Consider the following 17,818-nt stretch of genomic DNA (forward strand, 5'->3'; position numbering starts at 1 on the left):
GCGCCAAGGCATCCACCGAACACCCTTAAGGCACTTGATTGCTCTCATTATCAATGTCCACACACTCGGCAGAATGTTGTCTACAGAATTGCCTTGCGGCACGCGCCCTCGATGAACGCCATCTGTAGCCGGACATTGACTAGAAAGACCAGCTTGCTTCGTAAGATCGTTCCGATAGCGAGGCGGTCAAGCTTCGCTAAAAGGATCATTTTACAACTCGCGGCCAACCTTGCGGCCGGACGCGAGCGCCGAAAATGATCCGGAGATAATGATGGCCCGCGCAGCAATTTGCCGCACGACCCAACTCGGATCGATCTCCTCTTTACGATGTCAGAAAACACGCAACTTACTGTCTATCCAGACTAGCAAGATGCGAAGTGATGTTTCGCGGACGACGGTGCATGACCTCGGTGATCAAACCATCTGGTGGAGCCAGACGGGATCGAACCGACGACCTCATGCTTGCAAAGCACGCGCTCTCCCAGCTGAGCTATGGCCCCGTAACCAGAAGACGAATGCTCACTCGATGTAAGTGGTGGGCCTGGGAAGACTTGAACTTCCGACCTCACGCTTATCAAGCGCGCGCTCTAACCAACTGAGCTACAAGCCCCTAACGCATATCCCGTTAAGGACCCTGGATCCTGTCGTTGCAGGCCAGCGCGTGTTCGTCCGCGAAGAAAGAGAAACGAAGACGGCGAAATCCCGCCAATGCAGCTCAACGATCTGGCGATCTGTTGGCCACTGATGTTTCTAAAACGATCCGATAGTGAGCCGAAGCTCGCTGAAGGATCATCCTTAGAAAGGAGGTGATCCAGCCGCAGGTTCCCCTACGGCTACCTTGTTACGACTTCACCCCAGTCGCTGACCCTACCGTGGCCGGCTGCCTCCCTTGCGGGTTAGCGCACCGTCTTCAGGTAAAACCAACTCCCATGGTGTGACGGGCGGTGTGTACAAGGCCCGGGAACGTATTCACCGTGGCGTGCTGATCCACGATTACTAGCGATTCCAACTTCATGGGCTCGAGTTGCAGAGCCCAATCCGAACTGAGACGGCTTTTTGAGATTTGCTAGGACTTGCGCCTTCGCATCCCATTGTCACCGCCATTGTAGCACGTGTGTAGCCCAGCCCGTAAGGGCCATGAGGACTTGACGTCATCCCCACCTTCCTCGCGGCTTATCACCGGCAGTCTCCTTAGAGTGCTCAACTAAATGGTAGCAACTAAGGACGGGGGTTGCGCTCGTTGCGGGACTTAACCCAACATCTCACGACACGAGCTGACGACAGCCATGCAGCACCTGTGTTCCAGGCTCCGAAGAGAGGGTCACATCTCTGCGACCGGTCCTGGACATGTCAAGGGCTGGTAAGGTTCTGCGCGTTGCGTCGAATTAAACCACATGCTCCACCGCTTGTGCGGGCCCCCGTCAATTCCTTTGAGTTTTAATCTTGCGACCGTACTCCCCAGGCGGAATGCTTAAAGCGTTAGCTGCGCCACTAGTGAGTAAACCCACTAACGGCTGGCATTCATCGTTTACGGCGTGGACTACCAGGGTATCTAATCCTGTTTGCTCCCCACGCTTTCGTGCCTCAGCGTCAGTATCGGGCCAGTGAGCCGCCTTCGCCACTGGTGTTCTTGCGAATATCTACGAATTTCACCTCTACACTCGCAGTTCCACTCACCTCTCCCGAACTCAAGATCTTCAGTATCAAAGGCAGTTCTGGAGTTGAGCTCCAGGATTTCACCCCTGACTTAAAGACCCGCCTACGCACCCTTTACGCCCAGTGATTCCGAGCAACGCTAGCCCCCTTCGTATTACCGCGGCTGCTGGCACGAAGTTAGCCGGGGCTTATTCTTGCGGTACCGTCATTATCTTCCCGCACAAAAGAGCTTTACAACCCTAGGGCCTTCATCACTCACGCGGCATGGCTGGATCAGGGTTGCCCCCATTGTCCAATATTCCCCACTGCTGCCTCCCGTAGGAGTTTGGGCCGTGTCTCAGTCCCAATGTGGCTGATCATCCTCTCAGACCAGCTACTGATCGTCGCCTTGGTAGGCCATTACCCTACCAACTAGCTAATCAGACGCGGGCCGATCTTTCGGCGATAAATCTTTCCCCGTAAGGGCTTATCCGGTATTAGCACAAGTTTCCCTGTGTTGTTCCGAACCAAAAGGTACGTTCCCACGCGTTACTCACCCGTCTGCCGCTGACGTATTGCTACGCCCGCTCGACTTGCATGTGTTAAGCCTGCCGCCAGCGTTCGCTCTGAGCCAGGATCAAACTCTCAAGTTGGACTTGAACTTTGAACCGGCTGATCACAACGTTTGACGAGGTCCCACCATATTTTCATCAACCGAAGTCGACGAGCTGCCTGCGATTCACATCGCTGGCAACGATGGTGTTTCCTTTAAAACGTGTACCGCCGAAGTCTTTCGTCCGGTCTCGATCGGAAAAGCCGAAGCTTTCCAGAAGCGAGACCCGCAAGGACTCCGCCGTCCACGTTTCTCTTTCTTCATCTTCACTTGTCAAACAGCCCGGGACCGGAGAGGCCCCAACCTTCCTGAGAGGAAGGGTTCCGACACCCTTACCGACGATGAATGAACTCCAACCGACTGGTGTCGGCTGTTGTGTCACTCAACAAGGTGAGGAGCATCAGTGGCGCGTTCGCTCGCCTTGGTCAGTGACCCGGCGGCGCCGCGCTCAGTGGTTGGGGTTATAGGCCCCACCTTCCGGGCTGTCAACGCCAAATCGTCAACAAATCGTCGCACGGTGGATTGGCGCAGAAAATTCAGTAATTCCAAGTAATTAAACGGCCATGGAGCGAGTGGCGCCGGGCGACGCCGCAAAAAATCTTAAAAAAAGTTTGGCCATCGGACGGCTCGGGAGGGGCCTTTGAGAGGGGCTGGAAGCGGCCCGGGCGCCGCTCGACCTAAAGCCCCTACACCCGGCCGGTGAGGAAACTTTTTCCATATTAGGCGCCGTACTTGAGCCACATTCCCGCGGCGTTCTGATAAGAGACTAGCTTGAATCGCGGGATGCCAGTGGGGGCTGCCGGCGATTTTTGTGGGGTCGGAGGAAGGCGGTCAGACGATGGAGCGGCCTTCTTCGGACATTCGAGAGACATCGAGAGATCTTTTTCCGCTTAGCTGTTCGTAATTCGGCCGGCCCTCGTAGGGCCTTCTGACCGCGAGCGCCTGTGCGGCTTGCCCATTCCTGCGATGCCCCTCGAAGAGGGCGGTCAGGAAGGGGCTCGAAACCGGGATGGGCCTCTTGGGTCGTTGATTGGGGGACTTGGGTTGAACCACAGGACGTCACGCGGCGCTTATGGACGTGAGACCGGGATCATCGATCTCGGCCACGAGCCGCCGCTGTCCGTCGATGGTTCGGAAGCTGCCGTCATCGACCGCCGTCGCGTCTCGGTACAATGGTTCAGCGGGACAATTCTGACCGGACTGTGCGGCGCGGCCCTGATCGGCGGCGCCGTTTTCGCGTCGCTCGACGGCGAGATGACCTTCGCGAAGGTTCCGGAACGGGTCGAGGGCGCGCTGCGCGGGGCGTTCGGCGCAGCTGATCGCGCCGCCACGCTGCACAAGAGCGATCGCCTGCCGCCCCCCAGTGAATCTACCGCCTCGCGCAACATCATGCGCGTCTCGACGGTTGCCCGCGTCGGCAACCGCGACGTGATGCGGGTGCGCCCGTTCGTCCGGATCGCCGGCAATCTGTCGATGACGACGAGCGATCTGTCCGCGAAGATTCCGCCGTTCAACGCCCAGCGTCTGCTCACCGACGTCGGCTCCGATTCGAAGTCGGCATCGGACGATCCGAACAATCCGGAAGCCGTCGAGCCGGACGCCGAGGTCTCCTTCGTGACCAAGGACCTGTCGCCGGTGCTGCCGAAAGCCAAGATTTCCGCGGTCGTGGCGCTCGACGACATCCTGATGCGGGTGCGCGATGCCGCCAACTGGCGCGGCAATGGCGGGGTGCGCTACGCCTCGCTCGCCAAAGCCGCCGCCGACGTGTCCGGCGCGACCGGCCCGTCCGACATGAAGATGGCCTACGCCACCGAGGTATCGCCGTCCGACCCCTATGCCGGCTTCGAGACGCGCGTGGTGCCGGAAAACGTCACGCTGCTGCCGAAGACCAAGGAACAGATCACCGGCGGCAATCCCAACGGCGAACGCGTCCATCTGGTCAAGAAGGGCGACAGCGTCGGCTCCGTGCTGCGCGATCTCGGCGCCACGGCCGACGAGATCAAGGCGATCACCGCGACACTCGGCCCGCGCGGCCGCGACGGTGGCCTGAAGGAAGGCGAAAAGCTCCGCATCCTGATGGCGCCCGCAAGCCCGGGCGCCCGCCTGCAGCCCTATCGCGTCGTGGTTGCAAACGACACCATGGTGGAAGCGATCGCGGCGCTGTCCGACCTCGGCAAATACGTTGCGGTCGACGTCTCCAGCATGAACACCGTCACCGAGGCGGCGGCCAACGCCAACAGCGACGACGATGACGACGATGACGGCACCGGTGTCCGGCTCTACCAGAGCATCTACGAGACCGCGATGCGCAACAAAGTGCCGATGCCGGTCATCGAGGACATGATCAAGATCTACTCCTACGACGTCGATTTCCAGCGCAAGGTGCAGCCGGGCGATTCCTTCGACGTGTTCTACGCCGGCGAGGACGAGGGCGTGACGTCGACCGAAAAGAACGACGTGCTGTTCGCCTCGCTCACGGTCGGCGGCGAGACCAAGAAATACTATCGCTACCAGAGCCCGGACGACGGCGTCGTCGACTACTATGACGAGACCGGCAAGAGCGCGAAGAAGTTCCTGGTCAGGAAGCCCGTCAACAACGCCATCATGCGCTCCGGCTTCGGCGGCCGCCGCCATCCGATCCTCGGCTATTTGAAGATGCACACCGGCGTCGACTGGGCCACCGCCTACGGCACGCCGATCTTCGCCTCCGGCAACGGCGTGATCGAGAAGGCCGGCCCCGAAGGCGGCTACGGCAAATATATCCGCATCAAGCATTCCAACGGCTACGAGACCGCCTACGGCCACATGTCGGCCTTCGCCAAGGGCATGGAGATCGGCAAAAAGGTGCGGCAGGGCCAGGTCATCGGCTTCGTCGGTTCGACCGGCCAGTCGACGGGCCCCCACGTCCACTACGAAATCCTCGTCAACGGCCGCTTCGTCGATCCGCTCCGCGTAAAACTGCCGCGCGGCCGTTCGCTGGAAGGGACGGTGCTCGCCGGCTTCGAGAAGGAGCGCGACCGGCTCGACGCCATGATGAGCGGCCGGGGTGCCGCCATCGCCCGCATGTCGGACGCAACCGGCGGGCCCTTGCAGGTCACCAACCGCTAAGTCGGCCGCAGCGCACCGGCCGGACGACTTCAACGATCGAACGGAACGCTGCGAGACGCAGCTACTCCACGATTTCAAGTTTCGTTTGCCAAAGCCGCATGCATCCGCAGAAGATTGGGAGGTGACCAGGCTCGTTCCGGGCTCGGCGTTCCATGGCGTGCACGGGCCGGGAATCGACAAGGCCGGCCATCTGTTTGCCGGCAGTGTCGCGGGCGCCGCGCTCTACGAGGTCGATATCGCCGGTGGTACCGCCAAGGTGGCAATCCCGCCCCCGTCGGACGACATCGCATTCGCGCCCGACGGCACCATGGCCTGGACCGGCTTCCTGACCGACGCTCTGTGCGCGCAAGGGGGATGGCCCGATCAGGAAGCTCGCCTCGGGGCTTGCTGGCATCAATTCGCTCGCCTTCCGCAAGGACGGTAGGCTCTACGCCACCACCGTCGACGGCGAGACCGGCGCAACGCGCGACATGCTGCATGGCTTCAAGGCGCCGCATGACGCCGTCGTGCTCGCGGACGGCAGCATCCTGGTGGCCGAGCTCGGCACCAAGTCGCTGGTCCGCGTCAGCGGCGAGCACGGCAAGGATCGCACCACGCTGATTGGCGACCTCGAGGGCCCGGTGGGACTCGTCGGCGGATCGCGTGGCGAGGTCTACGTTACCGAAGCCTTTGCGGGCACAGTCGCCAGGGTCGACGGCAACGGCGAAAAGACCGTGCTCGCCAGGGAGTTGAAAATGCCCGAAGGCCTCGCACGCGACGGCGACGGTAAGCTGATCGTGGCGGAAGTCGGCGCCAAGCGCCTGATCGAGATCGTGCCGGAAACCAGCAAGGTGACCGAGATCGCGGCCAATCTCCCGATCGGACTGGCGGGCGCGCCGGGCGGCCTGCCGACCCACATTCCGACGGGCGTCGCGGTCGGCGCGACGGGCGTCATCTACTTCTCCTCCGACATCGAGAATGCGATCTACAAGGCGGTGAAGAAGTAGGGTCTGCCGGCGGACTCCGGCCGCAAGGGAACCGGCGTGCGGGTTCCCCGGTTAGAGGCTGGAGCATGGTCCGGAAAAGTGCGAAGCGGTTTTGCGAAAGATCATGCTCAAACAACAACCTAAAGCGCGATGACGATAGATCCCATTCCCAGCGCTTTAACGGACCGACCAGCAGGAGGATCGCCCCATGACGCGCCTCTCACGCGACGATGTCATCAAGACCGTGGACCGGGCCGACGACGTCACCATTGCCCAGATCATCGGGACCGGCGCGACCGTCGAGGAACTCGCCGAGGCCCAGGCCTGGCTCGCCAATGATGAGCCGATGATCAACGATTTGCGACCGCTGGCGCAGGGACGGGTGCGCGAGCTCGTCGACATCCTGTCCGAGCTAGAAGAGGGCGACGACGAGGTTGGACCGACCGAGCCCGGCTCCGCATCCACAGTCGGCTAGGATGTCAATGCCGCCCAAACAATTCGCCCCGGAGAAGTGAACCTCTCCGGGGCGATCTGTCGTTTTCAGGCGGCGATGGCGCTCAGTTCAGCTTCCGCTTCGGCACCGGCGCCTCGAACTGGGCGATCTCCGCGGTCTGCGGCGCCTTGCCGTTGAAGGTCAGCACGTTGCCTTCGGACGAGATCGCGACGCTGTCGCCGTCCCTGACGTCGCCGCTGAGGATCATCTCGGCGAGCGGGTCCTGCAGGTAGCGCTGGATCACTCGCTTCAGCGGCCTTGCACCGTAGGCAGGATCCCAGCCCTTGGCCGCTAACCAGTCGCGGCCGGCGGCGTCGAGCGTCAGCACGATCTTGCGATCGGTCAAGAGCTTCTGCAGCCGGGCGAACTGGATCTCGACGATCCGGCCCATTTCGCTCTTCTGCAGGCGGTGGAACAGGATGATCTCGTCGACGCGGTTGAGGAATTCGGGGCGGAAATGCGCCCGCACCGTTCCCATCACCTGATCGCGCACGGCCGAGGTGTCCTCGCCTTCCGGCTGGTTCACCAGGAATTCCGAACCGAGGTTCGAGGTCATGATGATCAGCGTGTTGCGGAAGTCGACGGTACGGCCCTGGCCGTCGGTCAGCCGGCCGTCGTCGAGCACCTGCAGCAGCACGTTGAAGACGTCAGGATGCGCCTTCTCGATCTCGTCGAACAGCACCACTTGATAAGGCCGCCGCCGCACCGCCTCGGTGAGCGCGCCGCCCTCGTCATAGCCGACATAGCCCGGGGGCGCGCCGATCAGCCGCGAGACCGAATGCTTCTCCATGTATTCGGACATGTCGAGGCGGACCATCGCGGTCTCGTCGTTGAACAGGTACTCGGCGAGCGCTTTCGTCAGCTCGGTCTTGCCGACGCCGGTGGGCCCCAAGAACATGAACGAGCCGGTGGGGCGGTTCGGGTCCTGCAGGCCCGCGCGGGAGCGGCGCACGGCGGTCGCGACCGCACGCACGGCCTCGGCTTGGCCGACGACGCGGGTGCCGAGCTGCTCCTCCATCTTCAGGAGCTTCTCCTTCTCGCCCTCCAGCATCTTGTCGACGGGCACACCGGTCCAGCGCGAGACCACCTGCGCGATGTGGTTGGCGGTGACCGCCTCCTCCATCATCTCGCCGGAGTTCTCCTTGGCCTCGATGTCCGCGAGCTTCTTCTCCAGCTCCGGAATGCGGCCATAGGCCAGCTCACCGGCCTTCTGGAATTCGCCGCGCCGCTGCGCATTGGCGAGCTCGACGCGAAGTGCGTCGAGGTCGGCCTTCAGCTTCTGGGCGTTGGAGAGCTTGTCCTTCTCCGCGCTCCAGCGCGACGTCAGCGCCGCCGATTTCTCCTCGAGCTCAGCCAGCTCCTTCTCGAGCGATTCGAGACGGGTCTTGGAGCCGAGATCGCTTTCCTTCTTCAGCGCCTCCTGCTCGATCTTCAGCCGGATGATCTCGCGATCCAGCGAATCCAGCTCTTCCGGCTTGGAATCGACCTGCATCTTCAGCCGCGCCGCCGCCTCGTCCATGAGGTCGATCGCCTTGTCGGGCAGGAAGCGGTCCGTGATGTAGCGGTTGGACAGCGTCGCGGACGCAACAAGCGCGGAATCGGCAATCCGCACGCCATGATGCTGCTCGTACTTGTCCTTCAGTCCGCGCAGGATCGAGATGGTGTCCTCGACCGAGGGTTCGCTGACGAAGATCGGCTGGAACCGCCGCGCCAGCGCCGCATCCTTCTCCACGTGCTTCTGGTACTCGTCGAGTGTGGTCGCGCCGATGCAGTGCAGCTCGCCGCGGGCGAGCGCCGGCTTCAGCAGGTTCGACGCGTCCATCGCGCCGTCGCCCTTGCCCGCGCCGATCAGCGTGTGCATCTCGTCGATGAACAGGATGAAATTGCCGTCGCTCCCGGTGACTTCCTGGAGCACGGCCTTCAGCCGCTCCTCGAACTCGCCGCGGTATTTCGCGCCGGCAATCAGCGCACCGAGGTCGAGCGACAGCAGCTTCTTGTCCTTCAGGCTCTCCGGCACGTCGCCGTTGACGATGCGCAGCGCGAGGCCTTCCGCGATCGCGGTCTTGCCGACGCCGGGCTCGCCGATCAGGACGGGATTGTTCTTGGTCCGGCGCGAGAGCACCTGGATGGTCCGGCGGATCTCCTCGTCGCGGCCGATGACCGGGTCGAGCTTGCCGTCGCGCGCAGCCTGGGTGAGGTCGCGGGCATACTTTTTCAGCGCGTCATAGGCGTTCTCGGCGGTCGCGGAATCCGCGGTCCGGCCCTTGCGCAGCGCCTCGATGGCAGCGTTGAGATTTTGCGGGGTGACGCCGCCCTTGGCGAGGATCGTGCCGGCCTCGCTGGTCTTCTCCAGCGTGAGACCGAGCAGCAGCCGCTCGACGGTGACGAAGCTGTCGCCGGCCTTCTCGCCGGCCTTCTCGGCGGCGTCGAAAGTGCGGGCGAGCTCGGGCGCGAGGTAGATCTGGCCGGCGCCGCCGCCGGAAACTTTCGGCACCTTGTTGAGGGCCTCCTCGGTCGCCTTCAGAATCGCACGGGAATTGCCGCCGGCGCGGTCGATCAGACCGGCCGCGAGACCCTCATTGTCGTCCAGGAGAACCTTCAGCAGGTGCAGTGTGGAAAACTGCTGATGCCCCTCGCGCACCGCGAGCGACTGGGCGGACTGGATGAAGCCCCTGGAGCGTTCGGTATATTTGTCGATGTTCATGTCGTTGTCTTTCCCTCGGCCTGCCCCCGGGGCCCTCAAAGGCACCCCAAATGGCATCTTCATTGGGTTTCCGATTACCGCATTGACGTTTCTCAACCGGTATCGGTCGTCGTGGACCGGCGTGGCCGCCAGCCCGAGGCAAATGTGGGAAGCGGGTTGTGGATGCGAAAGAGGCCACTTCACAATTTCGTGCGCTGATTGGCTGGCTTGGCGCCAGCAGGTCGAATCCCCTAAGTAGCGGCATGACAGCCAGCCAGACCGCCGAAATCGCCTGCCTCTACCGCTATCCGATCAAGGGCCTGACAGCGGAGCCACTACCCCGAGTCCGCTTGCGGCGCGGGGAGACGCTGCCCGCCGACCGCCGCTATGCCATCGAGAACGGCTCGAGCGGGTTCGATCCCGAGGCACCCGAATGGAAGCCGAAAATCCTGTTCCTGATGCTGGCCCGCAATGAGCGCCTGGCCTCGCTCGACAGCCGCTTCGAGGACGCGACCAACCGCCTGACCATCCGCAGGGACGGCCAGATCGTCGCCAGCGGCGATCTCGAGACCGCCGCCGGGCGCGCCGCCATCGAGGCCTACTTCACCGAGAACTTCCAGCCGGAGCTGAAGGGCCCGCCGAAGGTGCTCTCGGGCCGTGATCACAGCTTTTCCGACCTCGCCCGCAAGGTCCTGTCCATCATCAACCTCGACAGCGTCCGCGCCATCGAGGCCATGCTCGGCGGCACTGCCGTGCATCCGCTGCGCTTCCGCGGCAATCTGTACGTCAAGGGCTGGCCGGCCTGGTCCGAGCTCGACCTCGTCGGCCAGACGCTCGCGATCGGCGAGGCCAGGCTCAAGGTGGTCAAGCGCATCGTACGCTGTCCGGCCACCAATGTGGACCCGGTGACGGCCAAGCGCGATCTCGAGATCCCGCCGACGCTCTCGCGCCATCTCGGCCACATGGATTGCGGCATCTATGCCGAGGTCGTCGCCGACGGCGAGATCGGGGTGGGCGATGCGGTTGCGGTGGAGCAGCCAAGGTTGGTGTGAACCGATGTCGACTCAACATCCTCCGTCAGTGCGAGCGCGGCGAAGCAATCCAGAGATCTATCCGCCGAGGCAGTCTGGGTTGCTTCGTCGCCCGCGCGAAATTGCTTCGCAATTTTGCGCGGGCTCCTCGCAATGACGGGGTGAGGCCTCAGTTCGGCATCACATAGGCATAGATCCGGCCGCGCGAGACCGGCGCCTCGCGGACGCGGTTGCCGCTGTTGCCTGAGATCATGACCGGATTGCCCTGCGCATCGATGCCGGTGATGATGCCGACATGGCCGCCGCGGCGGCCGCGCGACATCACCGCGATGGCGCCGACCTGCGGGCCGGAGACGCGCGTGCCGTAATGCGCGAACGAGTTCGCCATGTCCGAGCCGGTGCCACGATGGCCGGTGTGCTCCAGCACCATGTTCATGAAGCGCGCGCACCACAGGCTGCCGCGCCCGGTCGGATTGCCGCCGAGATAGCGGCGCGCCTCGGACACGACGCCCCAACCGCCGCCGAAGCCGGCGCTCATGCCAGCACCGCCGGCGTTGGCATTCGGATCGTAGCTGGCATGCGTGTCGGCGAAGGAGCCCGCCTGCAACTGTGCCGCGCTGCGCTCGAAGCGCGAGCTGCTTGCATGATCGCGATAGTGATGATGTCTGGCGTGGTGCGCGTGAGTGTGCCGCTCTGCGCTGTGACGATGATGCGGCCGCGCCGAGGCCGGAGAAACCAATGCGGCAACCGCCGCGAAGAAGACCGCCAGCGCGACAACACAACGCGACAGGCGGAACGCAAACAACTCAAACATTCTTCATCCTTCGTTGACACCCCTCTTTCCCGTCGGCCCGTGTGGTGGCCGACATCCGCCGGGGCGTAAAGCTTCCGGATGTGGCGAGAAAAAGACGCAACGTCGGCGAATAGCTGCGATGATTTTGCGCCGGTGCTGGTGCGAAGCTGCCGCATTGCGGACATCAACATTAACTGCGATCCTGCAAAGGCGTCTTGAAGAGAGGGAAACAGTTAATGCCCCACGCCACGACTTGGGATGACGTCCGCATCTATTTCGAAGAGGCGGGTCGGGGAACGCCGATTATTTTTCTGCACGAGTTCGCGGCCGACTATACCAATTGGGAGCCGCAAATGCGCTACTTCTCGCGCGGCCACCGTTGCATCACCTATTCGGCGCGAGGCTACACCCCGTCGGACGTGCCTGACGGCGAGGTCTACACCTACACGCATTTCTACACCGACGCGCTGGCCGTGCTCGACCATCTCAAGATCGAGCGCGCGCATCTCGTCGGGCTCTCGATGGGCGCCTACTCCTCGCTCCAGATCGGCCTGAACGCGCCGCATCGCGCGCTGTCGATGACGCTGGCCGGCGTCGGCTCCGGCTCCGAGCTCGAGAATCTCGAGGCCTGGCGCAAGCAGTGCCGCGCCAATGCCGAGCAGTTCGAGACGCTGGGCTCTGCCGAGGTCGCCAAGGTCACGCGCGAGGCGCCGAGCCGGATCCCCTTCCTGGTCAAGGACCCGCGCGGCCATGCCGATTTCTACGCCGCGCTGGCGCGGCACGATGCGAAGGGTTCGGCCAACACGATGCGCGGCTTCCAGGGCGGCCGGCCCTCGATCTACACGATGGCGGATGCGATCGCCAAGGTGGCGACGCCCGCGCTGATCATCTGCGGCGACGAGGACGATCCCTGCGTGGGAGCGAGCCTGTTCCTGAAGAAGCACCTGCCGGCCGCAGGACTCGCGATGTTTCCGAAGTCGGGCCACGTGCTCAATCTCGAGGAGCCCGCGCTGTTCAACGAGAGCGTGGAGCGATTCGTGACGCTGGTTGAGGCGGGACGATGGCCGGTGCGTGATCCGCGGTCGCTGGCGGCGCATTAGAGCGAAGGCGCCGCCAGGTATTCCGTCATTGCGAGCGCAGCGAAGCAATCCAGAGTCTTTCCGCGGACGCATTCCGGATTGCGTCGCTGCGCTCGCAATGACGGAGGACAGACCTCAGCTCCTCATATTGAGGAGCGCGAACGGAAGGCTATTTGCCCCCGCCGCGGCTGAGTAGAAACACGCCCTGCTCGCCGAACATGTTCCACACCCACCAGGGCAGGTTCAGCGGCACCGGGCGGCCGTAGAGATCGAGCGCCACGGCGCGCTCCATCTTGACGTTGATCGCGTCGCAGAGCTCGACGAAATCCTTGATGGTGCAGAAGTGGATATTGGCGGTGTCGTACCAGGTCGCGGGCAGGTTCTCGGTGCGCGGCATATGGCCGCCGATCAGGAGCTGCAGCCGCATCTTCCAGAAGCCGAAATTCGGGAACGAGACGATGGCGCGGCGGCCGATGCGCAGCAGATTCTCCAGCACCACCTTCGGCTGCCGCGTCGCCTGCAGCGTTTGCGACAGGATCACGTAGTCGAAAGCGTCGTGGGGGTAATTGACGAGGTCGGTGTCGGCGTCGCCCTGCACCACCGCAAGGCCCTTGGCGACGCAACGGTTGACGCCCTCGCGCGACAGCTCGATGCCGCGGCCATCGATGCCGCGGGCCTCGAGCAGTTGAAGCAGGTCGCCGTCGCCGCAGCCGACGTCGAGCACTTTCGAACCCGGCTTGACCATCTCGGCCACCAGCAGATGGTCGGCGCGAACCTGGCCGGACTGCCCGGCCGCAACGCCGCCGAGCGGCAGCACTTCCTGCACTGACATCCTAGCCACCACAGCCATTCAATCCGCGCGCCTTGCCGGCCGATTGCAGGAAGGCGCGGGAGATGTCGAAAAACTCGGGCACGTCGAGCAGGAAGGCATCGTGGCCGCGATCGGTCTCGATCTCGGCAAACGACACCCGCGCGCTCGAGGCGTTGAGCGCATGCACCAGCGCACGCGATTCCGAGGTCGGAAACAGCCAGTCGCTGGTGAAGGAGACGACGCAGAAGCGGGTCTTGATGCCTGCGAACGCCTTTGCCAGCACGCCGTCATGGTCGGCGGCGATGTCGAAATAGTCCATCGCGCGCGTCAGGTAGAGATAGGAGTTGGCATCGAAGCGCTCGACGAAGGACGAGCCCTGGTAGCGCAGATAGGACTCGACCTGGAAGTCGGCGTCGAACGAGAAGGTCGGCAGGTCGCGATCCTGCATGCGCCGGCCGAACTTGCGATGCAGCGCGGCGTCGGAGAGATAGGTGATGTGCGCCGCCATCCGCGCCACAGCGAGGCCGCGATGCGGATGGATGCCGCGATCGGCATAGCCGCCATTGTGCCAGTCGGGATCGGCCATCACGGCCTGGCGGCCGAGCTCGTGAAACGCGATGTTCTGCGCCGAGTGTCGCGTCGAGCAGGCGATCGCGAGCGCGGAGAACACCCGGCTCGGATAGGCCGCGGTCCATTGCAGCACCTGCATGCCGCCCATCGAGCCGCCGACCACAGCGAACAACGTGTCGATGCCGAGCCGGTCGATCAGCATCGCCTGCGCGCGGACCATGTCCGGAATGGTGATGACGGGGAATTCCAGACCCCACACCTTGCCGGTGGCGGGATTGATCGAGGCGGGCCCGGTCGAGCCCATGCAGCCGCCGATCACATTGGAGCAGATGATGAAGTACCTGTCGGGATCGAGCGGGCGGCCCGGGCCGACCAGGGTCTCCCACCAGCCGGGCTTGCCGGTGACGGGATGCACATTGGCCACGTGCTGGTCGCCGGTCAGCGCATGGCAGATCAGGATCGCGTTGGAGCGGTCGGCGTTGAGCTCGCCATAGGTCTGGTAGGCGATCTGGAACGGGGAGAGATCGACGCCGCAATCGAGCGGCAATGGCTGCTCGGCGCCGAAATGCGCGATGAGCGAGCTCGGGTGATCCACCTCATGCGACCGATCGTCGGTACTGATCGCCGGGCTCGGAATCGACTTGACGACAACCATCATCGACCTCGTTTGCGACTGCCGCTCGACTGTCGCTGACATCAGGCCATGAAAAACCCGGCCTGAACGATAGGTTCGGCCGGGATCGGAAGCGTCCCCGGCCTGTTTAGCGAGTTTTTTAACGTGGCTGCAAGCCGGCCGGCTCAAATGACCACGGAACAGGCAAAAACCTACCGGCTTGGGCGGTTTTCGTCAAGTCGCGGTCCGGATCAGCCAAATTCGTCCCTGCCTCGCCGGCCGAACAGGCCGTCATTTCTCTTTGCTTTCGTCGCCCTGACTGCCTAATCAGGACGTCGATCGCAGCGGATCGGACCCTACCAGTCTCTTTGGCCGGCCCGCATTGGAACGCCTCTCAACAGTCCTGTCAGATATGTCCCAACGTCCGCCCGCGCCACCATCACTGCAGGAATTGCGCAAGGAGATCGATGCGATCGACGAGAGCATGCATCGCCTGCTGATGCAGCGCGGCGACATCATCGACCGCCTGATCCAGGTGAAGCAGACCCAGGAGGTCGGCTCGGCCTTCCGCCCGGCGCGCGAGGCCTCCATGATGCGCGAGATCGTGCAGCGTCATCGCGGCATCCTGCCGCTCGACACCGTCGAGAGCATCTGGCGCGTCATCATCTCGACCTTCACCTATGTGCAGGCGCCGTTCTCCGTGCACGCCGACATCTCGGTGAGCGAGCCCGCGATGCGCGATTCGGTCCGCTTCCATTTCGGTTTCACGGTGCCCTATGTCGCGCATTTCAGCGCGCAGGCTGCGGTCGAGGCGGTGGCGAAATCCAAGGGCGACCTGGCGCTGGTCTCGGCGACCTCCAGCCGCACACCGTGGTGGCTGGAGCTGGAGGCAGAAGGCGCACCGAAGATCATCGCGCGGATGCCCTTCGTCGAGCGCGCCGACCATCCGGCCGCGCTGCCGGTGTTCGCGATCTCGCGCGTCGCCGACAGCGCCCTGGTGACCGAGGTCGAGACATTCAGCGTGCGCGTATCAGGGTGGAATGCCGAGGTTGCGCGCACCCTGTCGCCGCTGGCCGACATCGTGGCGGTGCCCGACACCGCCTTCGACGGCGCGGCGCTGCTGGTCTCGGTCACGGCTGCGAGCAGCATCGACAAGATCAAGGCTGCCCTGATCGAGGCGGGGGCCTCGGTGCGCTCCACGGCCCTCGTCGGCAGCCACGCAACGCGCTATACGGTGGCCCCGACCGGGTCGAAATCGTAAATCGCGTACCGCCTAAGCCACTCCGGAGTTGAAGATGTCCCGCCCCGTGCCGAACCCCGGCATTCTCGATATTGCGCCCTACACGCCCGGCAAGACCCCGGTGCCGGAGCCGGGCCGCAAGGTGTTCAAGCTCTCGGCCAACGAGACGCCGTTCGGGCCCTCGCCGAAGGCGATCGAGGCCTTCAAGCGCGTGGCGGATCATCTGGAAGACTACCCCGAAGGCACCTCGCGCGTGCTGCGCGAAGCGATCGGCCGCTCGTTCGGACTCGATCCGAACCGCATCATTTGCGGCGCCGGCTCGGACGAGATCCTCAACCTGCTCGCCCACACCTATCTCGGCCAGGGCGACGAGGCGATCTCCACCAACCACGGCTTCCTGGTCTATCCGATCGCGACCATGGCGGTCGGCGCCAGGAACGTGATCGCCGAGGAGACCAACCTCACCTGCAACGTCGACGCCATCCTCAAGGTGGTCACGCCGAAGACGAAGCTGGTCTGGCTCGCCAATCCCAACAACCCGACCGGCACCTACATTCCGTTCGACGAGGTCAAGCGCCTGCGCGCCGGCCTGCCCTCGCACGTGCTGCTGGTGCTGGACGCCGCCTATTGCGACTACGTCTCGCGCAACGATTACGAAATGGGGATCGAGCTGGTCGCGACCACCGAGAACACCGTGGTGACGCACACCTTCTCCAAGATCCACGGCCTCGCCGCGCTGCGCGTCGGCTGGATGTTCGGGCCCGAGCACATCATCGACGCGGTCAACCGCATTCGCGGTCCCTTCAACGTGTCGACGCCGGCGATGTATGCCGCGGTCGCCGCGATCGAGGACACCGGCCATCAGGGGATGTCGAAGCAGTTCACCGAGACCTGGCGCAACTGGCTGACCGAGGAGATCACCAAGCTCGGCCTGAGGGTGACGCCGAGCGTTGCCAATTTCGTGCTGATCCACTTCCCGACCGACAACGGCAGGACCTCGGACGACGCCGACGCCTTCCTCACCAAGCGCGGCCTCGTTCTGCGCGCGCTGAAGAACTACGGCCTGCCGCATTCCCTGCGCATGACCATCGGCACCGAAGAGGCCAACCGCCTCGTCGTCGATGCCTTGCGCGAATTCATGGCCGGCAAATGAGCGCGAAACCGCATTTCCAGCGCGTCGCGCTGATCGGCTTCGGCCTGATCGGCGGCTCGATCGCGCGCGCTGCGAAGCTCCAGGGCCTGGCTGGCGAGATCGTCACCACCGCGCGCTCGGAGAGGACGCGCGCGCGGGTGATCGAGCTCGGCATCGTCGACCAGGTGGTGGCGACCAATGCGGAGGCCGTCAAGGACGCCGACCTCGTTATCCTCTGCATTCCTGTCGGGGCCTGCGGGCCGGTGGCGCAGGAGATCGCGCCGCATCTGAAGCCGGGCGCTGTCGTCTCCGACGTCGGCTCGGTCAAGGGCGCGGTGGTCAGGGACATGGCGCCGCATCTGCCGCAGGGCGTCCATTTCGTGCCGGCACATCCGGTCGCGGGCACCGAGCATTCGGGGCCGGATTCCGGCTTCGCCGAGCTCTTCATCAACCGCTGGTGCATTCTCACGCCGCCGGAGGGTACCGACACTGAGGCCGTCGCTCACTTGCGCGCCTTCTGGGCGGCGATGGGCGCCAAGGTCGAGGTGATGACGCCGGATCATCATGACCTCGTGCTCGCGATCACCAGCCATCTGCCGCATCTGATCGCCTACACCATCGTCGGCACCGCCGACGAGCTGGCGCAGGTGACGGAGTCCGAGGTGATCAAATTCTCAGCCGGTGGCTTCCGCGACTTCACCCGTATTGCCGCATCAGATCCGACGATGTGGCGCGACGTGTTCCTCGCCAACAAGGAAGCGGTGCTGGAGATGCTCGGCACCTTCACCGAGGATCTTGCCAAGCTGACCCGCGCGATCCGGCGCGGCGACGGCGAAGCACTGTTCGATCACTTCACCCGCACCCGCGCCATCCGCCGCGGCATCGTCGAGATCGGCCAGGATTCGGCGGCAGCAGATTTCGGCCGCCAGCACGGGCAGCTCGAGAAGAAGCCGTAGCCCCCTCTCTCCTCCGTCATTGCGAGGAGCGCAGCGACGAATCAATCCAGACTGTTTCCGACGAGAAAGCCTGGATTGCTTCGCTTCGCTCGCAAT

General features: G+C 63.8%; 11 protein-coding genes, 2 tRNA genes, 2 rRNA genes, 1 pseudogene and 1 riboswitch (1 of these 17 cut by a window edge). Of the genes and pseudogenes, 8 read left to right on the plus strand and 8 right to left on the minus strand.

Annotation, left to right across the window (positions count from 1 at the left end):
* From ACRQ5Q_RS37605 to ACRQ5Q_RS37620, 4 genes are all read right to left on the minus strand, one after another.
* Window positions 1-40 (minus strand): 23S ribosomal RNA (locus tag ACRQ5Q_RS37605) (it extends 2,808 nt beyond the left edge of the window).
* 384 nt (window positions 41-424) lie between these two features.
* A tRNA-Ala gene (locus ACRQ5Q_RS37610) sits at window positions 425-500 on the minus strand.
* A gap of 33 nt (window positions 501-533) precedes the next feature.
* A tRNA-Ile gene (locus tag ACRQ5Q_RS37615) sits at window positions 534-610 on the minus strand.
* 189 nt (window positions 611-799) lie between these two features.
* Window positions 800-2,288, minus strand: a 16S ribosomal RNA gene (locus ACRQ5Q_RS37620).
* Together the 16S and 23S rRNA genes with 2 tRNA genes alongside form the textbook arrangement of a ribosomal RNA operon.
* Window positions 2,289-3,292: 1,004 nt before the next feature.
* On the opposite strand from ACRQ5Q_RS37620, the gene ACRQ5Q_RS37625 reads away from it, so the two are divergent.
* The 3 genes and pseudogenes from ACRQ5Q_RS37625 (at window position 3,293) to ACRQ5Q_RS37635 (ending at window position 6,796) form a co-directional block, all read left to right on the plus strand.
* Window positions 3,293-5,356 (plus strand): M23 family metallopeptidase, encoded by a 2,064-nt coding sequence (locus tag ACRQ5Q_RS37625; protein ID WP_439370621.1) that lies wholly within the window; start codon window positions 3,293-3,295, stop codon window positions 5,354-5,356.
* A gap of 85 nt (window positions 5,357-5,441) precedes the next feature.
* A pseudogene (locus ACRQ5Q_RS37630) lies at window positions 5,442-6,342 on the plus strand (Vgb family protein).
* A 187-nt stretch (window positions 6,343-6,529) separates the two neighbouring features.
* The gene (locus tag ACRQ5Q_RS37635; protein ID WP_439394865.1) at window positions 6,530-6,796 is read left to right on the plus strand and encodes a hypothetical protein; all 267 of its coding nucleotides are present in this window, start codon (window positions 6,530-6,532) and stop codon (window positions 6,794-6,796) included.
* Window positions 6,797-6,878: 82 nt separating this feature from the next.
* Here ACRQ5Q_RS37635 and clpB read toward each other — a convergent pair whose 3' ends face one another.
* Entirely contained in the window at window positions 6,879-9,518 is a 2,640-nt protein-coding gene (gene clpB, locus ACRQ5Q_RS37640; protein ID WP_439394866.1) for an ATP-dependent chaperone ClpB, read from the minus strand.
* A 242-nt stretch (window positions 9,519-9,760) separates the two neighbouring features.
* On the opposite strand from clpB, the gene ACRQ5Q_RS37645 reads away from it, so the two are divergent.
* Window positions 9,761-10,549, plus strand: coding sequence for an MOSC domain-containing protein (locus ACRQ5Q_RS37645; RefSeq protein ID WP_439394868.1), 789 nt, complete (start codon window positions 9,761-9,763; stop codon window positions 10,547-10,549).
* A gap of 148 nt (window positions 10,550-10,697) precedes the next feature.
* Here the strand turns inward: ACRQ5Q_RS37645 and ACRQ5Q_RS37650 are convergent, their stop codons facing one another.
* Complete coding sequence (locus ACRQ5Q_RS37650) at window positions 10,698-11,342, minus strand: TIGR02594 family protein (RefSeq protein ID WP_439394869.1); 645 nt, start codon at window positions 11,340-11,342, stop codon at window positions 10,698-10,700.
* A gap of 215 nt (window positions 11,343-11,557) precedes the next feature.
* Here ACRQ5Q_RS37650 and ACRQ5Q_RS37655 point away from each other — a divergent pair, with 215 nt between their 5' ends.
* A complete protein-coding gene (locus tag ACRQ5Q_RS37655; protein ID WP_439394871.1) occupies window positions 11,558-12,421 on the plus strand; it encodes an alpha/beta fold hydrolase in 864 nt (287 codons plus the stop codon).
* A gap of 148 nt (window positions 12,422-12,569) precedes the next feature.
* Here ACRQ5Q_RS37655 and metW read toward each other — a convergent pair whose 3' ends face one another.
* Window positions 12,570-13,232: a methionine biosynthesis protein MetW gene (gene metW / locus ACRQ5Q_RS37660; RefSeq protein WP_439394872.1), complete on the minus strand. Its 663-nt coding sequence runs from the start codon at window positions 13,230-13,232 to the stop codon at window positions 12,570-12,572.
* A gap of 1 nt (window position 13,233) precedes the next feature.
* Entirely contained in the window at window positions 13,234-14,436 is a 1,203-nt protein-coding gene (metX, locus tag ACRQ5Q_RS37665) for a homoserine O-acetyltransferase MetX (protein WP_439399938.1), read from the minus strand.
* A gap of 85 nt (window positions 14,437-14,521) precedes the next feature.
* A riboswitch (SAM riboswitch) is annotated at window positions 14,522-14,601 on the minus strand.
* A gap of 205 nt (window positions 14,602-14,806) precedes the next feature.
* Between metX and ACRQ5Q_RS37670 the strand changes: the two genes are divergently transcribed.
* The 3 genes from ACRQ5Q_RS37670 to ACRQ5Q_RS37680 are packed head-to-tail and all read left to right on the plus strand — an operon-like array spanning window position 14,807 to window position 17,722.
* Window positions 14,807-15,655: a chorismate mutase gene (locus ACRQ5Q_RS37670; RefSeq protein ID WP_260388311.1), complete on the plus strand. Its 849-nt coding sequence runs from the start codon at window positions 14,807-14,809 to the stop codon at window positions 15,653-15,655.
* Window positions 15,656-15,689: 34 nt separating this feature from the next.
* Window positions 15,690-16,787 carry a histidinol-phosphate transaminase gene (gene hisC / locus ACRQ5Q_RS37675; protein WP_439394874.1) on the plus strand — a complete coding sequence of 366 codons (1,098 nt, stop codon included), beginning with the start codon at window positions 15,690-15,692 and terminating at the stop codon, window positions 16,785-16,787.
* Entirely contained in the window at window positions 16,784-17,722 is a 939-nt protein-coding gene (locus ACRQ5Q_RS37680; RefSeq protein ID WP_439370634.1) for a prephenate/arogenate dehydrogenase family protein, read from the plus strand. The genes hisC and ACRQ5Q_RS37680 overlap by 4 nt, the downstream gene beginning before the upstream one ends.
* Window positions 17,723-17,818 lie beyond the last annotated feature (96 nt).

The sequence above is a fragment of the Bradyrhizobium sp. PMVTL-01 genome, assembly GCF_051861855.1.
Lineage (GTDB): Bacteria > Pseudomonadota > Alphaproteobacteria > Rhizobiales > Xanthobacteraceae > Bradyrhizobium.